Source organism: Mesonia profundi (assembly GCF_031085155.1).
GTDB lineage: Bacteria > Bacteroidota > Bacteroidia > Flavobacteriales > Flavobacteriaceae > Mesonia > Mesonia profundi.
The window spans coordinates 1-9,334 of the sequence record NZ_JAVHUL010000057.1 but is presented as its reverse complement, the minus strand read 5'-3'; the positions used below and the strand labels follow the sequence as shown (position 1 = coordinate 9,334).

General features: G+C 34.3%; 12 protein-coding genes. 4 read left to right on the top strand and 8 right to left on the bottom strand.

The window, feature by feature from the left end:
- Positions 1-93: 93 nt before the first annotated feature.
- From RBU60_RS13690 to RBU60_RS13665, 6 genes are read right to left on the bottom strand one after another with little or no spacing between them, the layout of a single operon-like run.
- Positions 94-429 carry a DUF6787 family protein gene (locus tag RBU60_RS13690; RefSeq protein WP_308865627.1) on the bottom strand — a complete coding sequence of 112 codons (336 nt, stop codon included), beginning with the start codon at positions 427-429 and terminating at the stop codon, positions 94-96.
- Positions 430-438: 9 nt separating this feature from the next.
- Positions 439-837, bottom strand: a complete 399-nt coding sequence (locus tag RBU60_RS13685) for a DUF6146 family protein (RefSeq protein ID WP_308865626.1) — start codon at positions 835-837, stop codon at positions 439-441.
- A gap of 17 nt (positions 838-854) precedes the next feature.
- Positions 855-1,610, bottom strand: a complete 756-nt coding sequence (locus RBU60_RS13680; RefSeq protein ID WP_308865625.1) for a septal ring lytic transglycosylase RlpA family protein — start codon at positions 1,608-1,610, stop codon at positions 855-857.
- Between the two features lie 19 nt (positions 1,611-1,629).
- Positions 1,630-2,583, bottom strand: a complete 954-nt coding sequence (locus tag RBU60_RS13675) for an NAD(P)-dependent oxidoreductase (protein WP_308865624.1) — start codon at positions 2,581-2,583, stop codon at positions 1,630-1,632.
- A gap of 1 nt (position 2,584) precedes the next feature.
- Positions 2,585-3,649 (bottom strand): 3-phosphoserine/phosphohydroxythreonine transaminase, encoded by a 1,065-nt coding sequence (gene serC, locus RBU60_RS13670; RefSeq protein WP_308865623.1) that lies wholly within the window; start codon positions 3,647-3,649, stop codon positions 2,585-2,587.
- A 15-nt stretch (positions 3,650-3,664) separates the two neighbouring features.
- Positions 3,665-4,714, bottom strand: coding sequence for an acyl-CoA reductase (locus tag RBU60_RS13665; RefSeq protein ID WP_308865621.1), 1,050 nt, complete (start codon positions 4,712-4,714; stop codon positions 3,665-3,667).
- A 65-nt stretch (positions 4,715-4,779) separates the two neighbouring features.
- Between RBU60_RS13665 and RBU60_RS13660 the strand changes: the two genes are divergently transcribed.
- A complete protein-coding gene (locus tag RBU60_RS13660; RefSeq protein ID WP_308865620.1) occupies positions 4,780-5,130 on the top strand; it encodes a 4Fe-4S binding protein in 351 nt (116 codons plus the stop codon).
- A gap of 55 nt (positions 5,131-5,185) precedes the next feature.
- Here the strand turns inward: RBU60_RS13660 and RBU60_RS13655 are convergent, their stop codons facing one another.
- Positions 5,186-5,683, bottom strand: a complete 498-nt coding sequence (locus RBU60_RS13655) for a hypothetical protein (RefSeq protein WP_308865619.1) — start codon at positions 5,681-5,683, stop codon at positions 5,186-5,188.
- A gap of 341 nt (positions 5,684-6,024) precedes the next feature.
- Here RBU60_RS13655 and ychF point away from each other — a divergent pair, with 341 nt between their 5' ends.
- Positions 6,025-7,119, top strand: coding sequence for a redox-regulated ATPase YchF (ychF, locus tag RBU60_RS13650; protein ID WP_308865618.1), 1,095 nt, complete (start codon positions 6,025-6,027; stop codon positions 7,117-7,119).
- Between the two features lie 81 nt (positions 7,120-7,200).
- Here the strand turns inward: ychF and RBU60_RS13645 are convergent, their stop codons facing one another.
- Positions 7,201-8,028: a phosphatase PAP2 family protein gene (locus RBU60_RS13645; protein ID WP_308865617.1), complete on the bottom strand. Its 828-nt coding sequence runs from the start codon at positions 8,026-8,028 to the stop codon at positions 7,201-7,203.
- A gap of 246 nt (positions 8,029-8,274) precedes the next feature.
- On the opposite strand from RBU60_RS13645, the gene RBU60_RS13640 reads away from it, so the two are divergent.
- Positions 8,275-8,514: a hypothetical protein gene (locus RBU60_RS13640; RefSeq protein ID WP_308865616.1), complete on the top strand. Its 240-nt coding sequence runs from the start codon at positions 8,275-8,277 to the stop codon at positions 8,512-8,514.
- Positions 8,515-8,558: 44 nt separating this feature from the next.
- Positions 8,559-9,308, top strand: coding sequence for a hypothetical protein (locus RBU60_RS13635; RefSeq protein WP_308865614.1), 750 nt, complete (start codon positions 8,559-8,561; stop codon positions 9,306-9,308).
- Positions 9,309-9,334 lie beyond the last annotated feature (26 nt).

Below are 9,334 nucleotides of genomic sequence, written 5' to 3'. Positions count from 1 at the left end.
TTTACTTTGTTTCATAGTTGACAAATTTAAAATTAATTATAACTTCTATTTGTCCTAATTTTGGGGAAGCTTACAAAAAAGAAAGACTAAGTCTTAATTCTCCTCTTCTTCAGGTAAAAAACGTCCCAATCCTAAACGTCTCAACATTTTCTTCTCAAAACCCCAAAAGAATTTAAATTGACCAAAAAGCCATCCGAAGCAAACCAATAAGATTTGGTAAATGGGAAATATTATAGAGATCCGCAAGAGATAATATAGTAACCCTCCCCAAAAAAAGGCATCAGGAAACTGTTCACGATTTAAGTGAATAAAACTTAAAAAAGGTTTCGCCGCAAAAACGGCTGAAGAGCCGGTAATTGAAAAAACGAAAAATATAATGACGAGCTGAAAGTTGGTTTTAATGCCCCAACGTTCTTTCAGTTTCTTCATAGTAGATTTTTAAAGGGTTTGCTTGTATTTCTCTTGAAAGTACAAGAAGTATTGGTATAACGAATAATTTACTTCTAAACCATACGTTAGATTAGGATCATAGTTAATCTCCCAAGGATACAAATCTTTGTTATAATTTTCTTTGTCAACCCTGTTATTATAAGAAGTCGCGAAGAACGCATTTTTCTTTTCTAAGAAACTTAGTTCATAATAACTTTTGGGCTGCTGTTTTTTAAGCCAAGAATTAAAGCCAGGTTCTTCCATAATAACCTGATAGGTTAAACTGTAATTCAAGGTATCGTTGATTTCCTGAGAAGTTACTTCTTGATGAGACTGATTTATAGCTGAAGTGCTGCTGCAACTGTAAAGCGTTATAAGTAGAATACAGAGAAAGAATATATTTTTCATAAGGGTAAGGGTTTTTATTAAAATTTAGAAAAATCTACGATGAAACTTTCAGGATATCTTTTAGAAACTTCAGTTTTAAATTTTTCAGCTTTATCTCTGGTTTTAAATTTGCCAACCACTAGCGTATACACTTTGATGTCTTGAATCACCTTAACTTGAACGATAACATCTTTCTGGTAGCTTCCTTTTAAATTATCTGCCAAACGAATTAAATTCGTAAGTTCCTGAAAACTGCCTATTTGTATTCCAAACCAATCTGGCTCAACTCTATTAATGTTTAACTCATAAAACTCTAAAGGTTCTACTTGAGCGACAGAAGCATCAGGATTTGCATTAGGCTCAGGATTAGTACTAACATTAGAAGTGGTAGGTTCTCCATTATCTATATCTGCCGGAGTAGAAACATCTGCAATAGCATCGCTATCACCTCCAATTACTTCAATAGCGACATCGGTAACTCCCATTCCTAAATAGCCCAATTTCTTTGCTGAAGACTTAGAAAGGTCAATAATTCTTCCGCTTACAAAAGGTCCTCTGTCATTAATTTCTACTACCGTGGTTTTATTGTTAGCCAAATTGGTGACTCTCACTTTGGTTCCAAAAGGTAGGTGACGGTGTGCCGCGGTTGCCTTATTATGGTGGTATTTTACTCCACTTGCAGTTCTTCTTCCTTCAAATTTATCAGCATAAAAAGAAGCTTTCCCAGTTTGAACTTGAGCGAAGCTAAACGCAGTAAAAAGTAAAAAGATACAAGCGAAAAGGTATTTTTGCATGATAAAATAGTATTAATTATTATTTTGCGAATATATTAATTATTTGATTACTGAGCTCTACTGCGCTCTTATCTTGGGCTTCTTGCGTAGAACCCGCAATATGCGGACTTAAAGAAATGGCGGGATGCATGAGAATTTGAATTTCTGGATTGGGTTCCTTCTCAAAGACATCTAAGCCCGCAAAGGCTATTTTTTTATCGTTTAAGGCTTCTACCAAAGCAACCTCATCTAACACGTCACCTCTAGAAGTGTTGATGATCCCTGCGGTAGGTTTCATAAGTTCGAGTTCTTCTTTTGTAATTAGGTATTCATTTTGCGCTGGCACGTGAAGTGTAACAATATCTGCCGTTTTTAATACTTCTTGCAAAGAAGCAGAAGGAATAGTAAAAGAAACCTCTTGTCCGTCAAAAAAGTTAAGCTTCAGGCTAATTTCTTCTGAATTCTTACTGCTCACAAGTACTTTCATTCCTAAACCTAGAGCAATTTTAGCCACTTCTTTCCCCGTTCTTCCAAAACCAATAATTCCTAAGGTTTTCCCTTGAAGTTCTGACGCATTGCTATAGCCGCTATTTAATTCTTTAAAACGAGAATCGCCCTCCAACGGCATATCTTGATTGGTGTTTTTTAAATTACGAATGTTACTAAAAATATGAGCAAAAACCATTTCGGCAACACTACGAGAAAATGCATTTGGCGTATGAATAACTTTAATGTCCTTTTTTTCCGCGTAAGCGACATCTATAGGGTCTAATTCAATACTGCTGCAGCCAATAAGCTTAAGTTGTGGACATTGGTCTATCAATTCTTTACGGATTTGTGTATTGCTTCCAACCAGGATGATCTCAATAGTATTCTTATTGATATAGTTGGCCAATTGAGACTGTGCTACCTTAGTTTGAAACAACTTGAAGTTTGCTTTTTCTAAGGCCGCTATTCCTGCCGGGGAAATCCCATCGTTGATTAAAATGTTCATCTTATGCTTTTCTTTCTAATTCGTTCATTACTTCTACCAAAACCTCTACACTAGAGAGAGGTAAGGCATTGTACATAGAAGCTCGATAACCGCCAACACTACGATGACCATGGATACCATTAATATTAGCCTCTTGGCACATTTGATTAAATACAGATTCTAAGTTGTTATCTTTTAAATTAAAGGTGGCATTCATCATAGAACGGTCTTCTTTGGCCGCAAAACCCTTAAATAAAGGATTGATATCTATTTCTGAATATAAGAGTTGTGCTTTTTTCTCATTTACTTCTTCGATTTCCTTAATTCCGCCTAAGGAATGTAACCACCTAAGATTAAGTAAGGAAACGTAAACAGCATAAACCGCCGGAGTGTTAAACATGCTCTCTTTTTCTATTTGAATTTGATAATCTAAAAGAGAAGGAATTTCTCGGCTTACTTTGCCAAGAATAGCTTTTTTTACGACCACTAAAGTGGTTCCCGCAGGACCCATATTTTTTTGAGCTCCGGCATAAATTAAATCAAAGTTGCTAAAGTCTAATTGACGCGAAAATATGTCACTACTCATATCACAAACCATAGGAATTTCTACCGAAGGAAATTCTTTCATTTGCGTACCATAAATAGTGTTGTTGCTGGTACAGTGAAAGTAGTCTGAAGAATTATCTACGGAATAATTTTTAGGTATATAACTGAAATGTTTGTCTTTAGAGGACGCTACTTCAACTATTTCTCCAAACAAATTAGCTTCCTTAATTGCTTTAGAAGACCAAGTTCCTGTATTTAGATAAGCTGCTTTTTTCTCTAGTAGATTATAGGCTACACTTAAAAACTGCGTACTTGCGCCGCCGTGCAAAAACAAGGCTTGATAACCTTTATTTTTTAAACCTAAAAGCTCTAAAACCAAAGCTCTTGCTTCTTCAATTACACTTACAAAATCTTTGCTGCGGTGAGATATTTCTAAGATGGATAAACCAGAATTATTAAAATCTAACACCGCTTGTGAAGCTTCTTTAAAAACCGAATGAGGCAAAATGCAGGGACCTGCACTAAAATTATGCTTTTTCATCACTTTTCGTTTTAACTATAAGTCAATTAAAAATTTCATGGTATCCACTTGATCTGCATAGTCGGTTAAACTTGGTTGCTGGGTTTTTCCGAAGGGAATATGCTGGGGATCTAATCCATTAGAAACAATGCATTGTATATTTTCTTGCTCTTTTTCTAACTTTAATTTTAAGGCTTCGAGATCATCATATTCTTCATAAAATAAAGAAGCGATAGGAGAGGAGAAGGACTCGTCTTTCTTCAGGATTAAGAATCCATTATCTAAGATCTTGAACTCGCTCATTAAGTAAACGGCCTTGTTATAGTCGTAATTGTTGGCATATTTATTAGAGTCAATAATAGGGTGCCAATCGTAAACCGCTTCAAAAAAGTAATCTAACTTTTGCTCTTTGGGAACATACATTTTGGAAACATTGCGACAGCCTAATCCGTAGTAACGAAAAATATCTTCACCTAAAGGCGCTAGTTCTTCTTTGGACTCATTTCCAGTTAAGATGGCCACAGAATTTCTATTCTTCCGAATAATATGTGGTTTCTTAGAGAAATAGTATTCAAAATAGCGAGCGGTATTATTGCTTCCGGTAGCGATCACCGCATCAAAATTTTCTAAGCGATCTTTGGTAAAGCTAATTCTCTCTTTAAATGCGGGTTCTAGCTCTTCTAAAAACTGAGTAATAACGGGTAAAATCTGATCGTCGTTAGAAGACTGTTTGATTAAAACCTTGTTTCCGCTAAGTAAAACACAAAGAAAATCGTGAAAGCCTACTAAAGGGATATTTCCGGCCATAATGATGGCAACCGTAAAGTTTTTATCTTTTGGAATCTCATAATGAGAAAGCCAATCTTCTAGTTTTTCTTTTTCTAAAGCTTCACTCCATTGTTGTAAAGAAAAAAGAATATTCTTTTTGGTGAACCAACCATTGTAATGTATGGCATTATCTACTTTCTCGTTTAAGAGATTAAAAAAGTTTTCTTCGGAAGTGGAGGAGGCTTTTTCATGCTTTAAAAATCGTTTTAACGAATTCCCTAATAAATAAAAAGATTTGATACGTGCTTCTACATTCATATTATTTGGTTATCTACGTGAATGGCTTTATTTTTGTACAAAGTTACATATATAAAAAGAATAAAATGGCTATAATTATAACAGACGAATGTATTAATTGCGGAGCTTGCGAACCTGAGTGTCCAAATACCGCCATTTATGAAGGTGCTGATGATTGGCGATATGCCGATGGCACTAACCTTAATGGTGATATTGTACTCCCTAATGGAAAAGAAGCAAACGCAGATGAGGCACAGGAGCCTATAAGTGACGAATACTACTTTATCGTAGCTGATAAATGTACGGAATGTAAAGGCTTTCATGATGAACCACAATGTGCTGCGGTATGCCCTGTAGATTGTTGCATCCCAGATGACAACAATGTAGAAACAGAAGAGAAGCTGTTAGAGAAACAGGCTTATATGCACGATTTATAAAGTAAAAAGCCCATTCGAAAGAATGGGCTTTTATTATTATTGATAAGTGATAGAATTATCTTGTAGGTCTATTAATTTTATACTTCTTTAAAATCACGGCATCTGCTTTAGGATCATAGTTTCCTACTACAAAATTACCTTCTTTGTCAAAGTACCCAAAAGAGTCATACTCTTTAGTATGTAATACATACATTTCTTTTTCTGGCATTTTTCTTATCACTGCATATTGAACTTTCCTTTTTCCATCCATCTTATATACTACATAGCCTTTTCTGTCTGGAGCAATCATGAAACTATCTTCTTCACTCTCAAAGGAAGTAGAACTAGAAATTTGAGGTTTATATCTTATCACCGTTTGGTTGGTCTTGTTATTATTTTCAACTCCTAGTTGCTGTTGCGCCCTAATTTTTCTTTTTTTGATAGCTACTTCTTCCCCCTCATGATTCTTTACAGTGGTCTTTGTAGTAACTGTTTTCTCTAATTTATCTTTGGTCTGGGCGTAATTGGTTAAACCAAAAGTTAAACACAATGCCGTAATTATTATTTTTTTCATCTCTGGTCGTTTTAATTCTTTTTCTGATTAAATCAAATATACCTCTATCAAATGTTAATTTTTAATAAGGTCTAGGTAATATTTACTTAAAAAAAGATTGCAATGATGCCATATTTCTTCATTCATGAAGAAACTTGGAGTAAGCCTGTATAAACAGTAGGTACAGACTTCCCGAACGCTACAGATAGGTTCTCGAGATAAGAATCAAAAAAATATTTTTAAAAATTTAAGGAAAGCCCGTCTTTACGGAACTTGCGGACTTCCGGAATTAACCTCTCAATGCAGGATTAAACAAAATCATTCTGTATATTCGCGGCTCGAAAAATGTATTTAAAAAAACTATGAAAGCAGGAATAGTAGGATTGCCAAACGTTGGAAAATCAACCTTATTTAATTGTTTATCAAACGCTAAAGCACAAAGCGCCAATTTCCCATTTTGTACTATAGAACCTAATATAGGAGTAGTTAATGTACCTGACTCTAGATTAGAAAAATTGGAAGAATTAGTAAAACCAGAACGAGTTTTACCAGCCACTGTAGATATTGTAGATATCGCAGGATTGGTAAAAGGAGCGAGTAAGGGAGAAGGTTTAGGAAATCAATTTTTAGGAAACATTAGAGAAACCGATGCTATATTGCACGTTCTTAGATGTTTTGATAATGAAAATATTATACATGTTGACGGAAACATAGATCCTATTCGTGACAAGGAAACGATAGATATAGAGCTTCAATTAAAAGATTTAGAAACAGTTGAGAAGAAGCTTGAAAAAGTAAAAAGAGCAGCAAAAACCGGAAATAAAGAAGCGATAAAAGAACAAGACGTTCTTTTAAAACTTCAAAAAGGCTTAGAGTCGGGGATTTCTGTAAGAGCAATTGACTTAAATGAAGAAGAACGCAAAGAGTTTGTTGCGCCTTTACAGTTTATTACCGATAAGCCAGTGATGTATGTATGTAATGTAGATGAAGATGCTGCCGTTAACGGAAATGCTTACGTAGAAAAAGTAAAAGAAGCGGTGAAAGACGAACATGCCGAAGTTTTAGTGCTTGCAGTAGGAACAGAAGCAGATATTACAGAGCTTGAAGATTATGAAGAGCGTAAAATGTTCTTAAATGATATAGGTCTAGAGGAAGCAGGTTCTGCTAAACTGATTAGATCTGCTTATAAATTATTAAACCAACAAACTTACTTTACCGCTGGGGTAAAAGAAGTGAGAGCTTGGACTATTCCTGTTGGCGCAACCGCTCCGCAAGCTGCAGGAGTTATCCACACCGATTTTGAAAAAGGCTTTATTCGTGCGGAAGTGATTAAGTATGACGATTTTGTTTCTTTTGGAAGTGAAGCGAAAGTAAAAGATGCTGGAAAACTAAGTGTAGAAGGTAAGGAATATGTAGTAGCAGATGGAGATGTAATGCATTTCAGGTTTAATGTTTAACACCTACCTAACTAACCGATATAAAAAGAGTCGAGAATTTTAATTCTCGACTCTTTCTGTTTCTATATAGTTTAAACTACTTTAGAACGTATATCTAAAAGTCATTCCGCTGTAGCGATCTCCTGTAAAATCATTAATTCCTGAAGTAGGATAGACATCAATTTTTTCGTTTTTCGTTTTGTGAAGTTCTGGAATTAGAATACCAGCTCCAGCTCCCAAGGCATAGCCCAAAAGAACATCGGTTAAAAAATGTTGTCCAGCTTTTATTCTAAAGTAACCAACACTTGCTGGTAAAATAGCAGCTCCAGCCCAGACATAAGGAAGCGCAGGAGAATCTGGATGATAATCATTAAATACCTTAGCCGTGAGAAAGGATGCTGAAGCTGTCGCTGCCACATGACCAGAATAAAAGGAGCGCTGTCCGTTATTCTTTAACCTCTTTCCTAGAACTATTTCTCCTTCATTATACACATAAGGTCTTGAGCGATTTACCAATCCTGCAGTAATAGTATATAAAGCCGCTGTAGTAGAAAGACTTTCTAGATAAAGCCCCATCACTAATGCGGCATCATCATTAATTTTATCATCAAATAATAATAGGGCGGGTGCTGCAAAAGCAACCCCAAAAGGGATGTAGCTGTGGGTAATAGCATCCTCAGAATAATTACCTTCTAGCCAACGGTCCATAAAATTGATATCATCTTTATTAGCTACGATTTCAGCTAATTCTGTTTCTGTAATATCATCCTTATTAATAATTAAAGAATAACCACCAACCGTTCCTGCAATAGCAGCACCGGTCCAAATCCCGTCTCTTATCCAATCCCATTTGTATGGAGAAACTGATTTTTGAGCAACAGTAGTTAAACTAAAAAGGACAAAAATGCTAAGTATAGATATGTTTTTCATAGAAACAAATATATGTGAATACAGAAGTTGCAAAATAAATTTTAACATTCAATTAATATCTATAATTCGTTTCTAAAGAATTAAAACATACTTATTCACTCCTTATTTATTGGAGTTATTTGAGATAAATTCCTTCTTTTAGCTGTTAATTTTTCTATAAAAAGGTTAAATTTACCCTTTTAAGAAATTTTATTTTTGAATAAAAACATACTCTACCTTTTTTTCTGTCTTATAAGCCATTTCTCTGTGGCCCAAGGACAAAATATGAATGGAATTAAAGAGAATTCTCATTTACAAAAATTACTGGATGATAGCTTAAAGAAGTATTCTGATTCAGATTTTAATAATTCAAAAAAAATTGCTCTTCAGCTGTTAGAGGAATCCTTTAAAAGTAAAAGTCCTTTTTTTTCTGCCAATGCTTATAATGTTATGGCCATGAATGATGAAGCGGTAACTGATTATGTTTCCGCTAAGGAAAATATATAAAATCCAAAGAAATTTGTTTAAAGAACAATTACCCCGAGCTTTTAATGCTCAATTATAACGGCATAGGTAGTACTTGGGTTTTGGAGAATAAAGATTATGAAACTTCAAATAAGTTTTATGAAAAATCTTTGCATCTAGCAGATTCTCTAGAGCACGTATTTAAACATGATGTTATTGTAAACATAGTTTGGAACCAATTAGATAATGAGAAACTCAAAAGTGTAAGCTCTTATATAAATGAGTTAGAATTCATCACGACTTTAGACATCAAGAAACATAATTATAATCGGACTTTAGTTTCTACAGCTTATTTATTACTAGCCCGTTATTACGCACAAATAGAGCAATTTGGCTTAGCAGACTCTAATTTTAATAAAGCAACAAAAACACTTAATAAATTGTCTTTGTATGAGCAGTTAAGCGAAATTTATTTTTATAGAAGTAGATACGAAGAAGCTAAAGGAAACTATAAAGAGGCTTATCATTACCTCAAAGAACACATAAAAAATAAAGAGATCTTCATAGGTAAAGACTTAAGAAAAAATTTAATGTTAGAGAATGCGCGCTATAGGCTGACAGAATATGAAAGAGCTTTAATTGATTCTAAACGTGAAAGTCTCTTGATGGAAGATTTGGCACAATCCAAAACTAAAACAGCTTGGTTATACTCTATATTATCCATTTTTTTATTGTTAGTCATCATCATGATCTACAGGGAAAATAAGATTAAAAATAGATTAATTAAACCCGTTGTGCATTATGATTTAAAAGAAAAAAGTTGTTCATCTTACTGATAATCAGTAACTTGTTTTAGCTATAA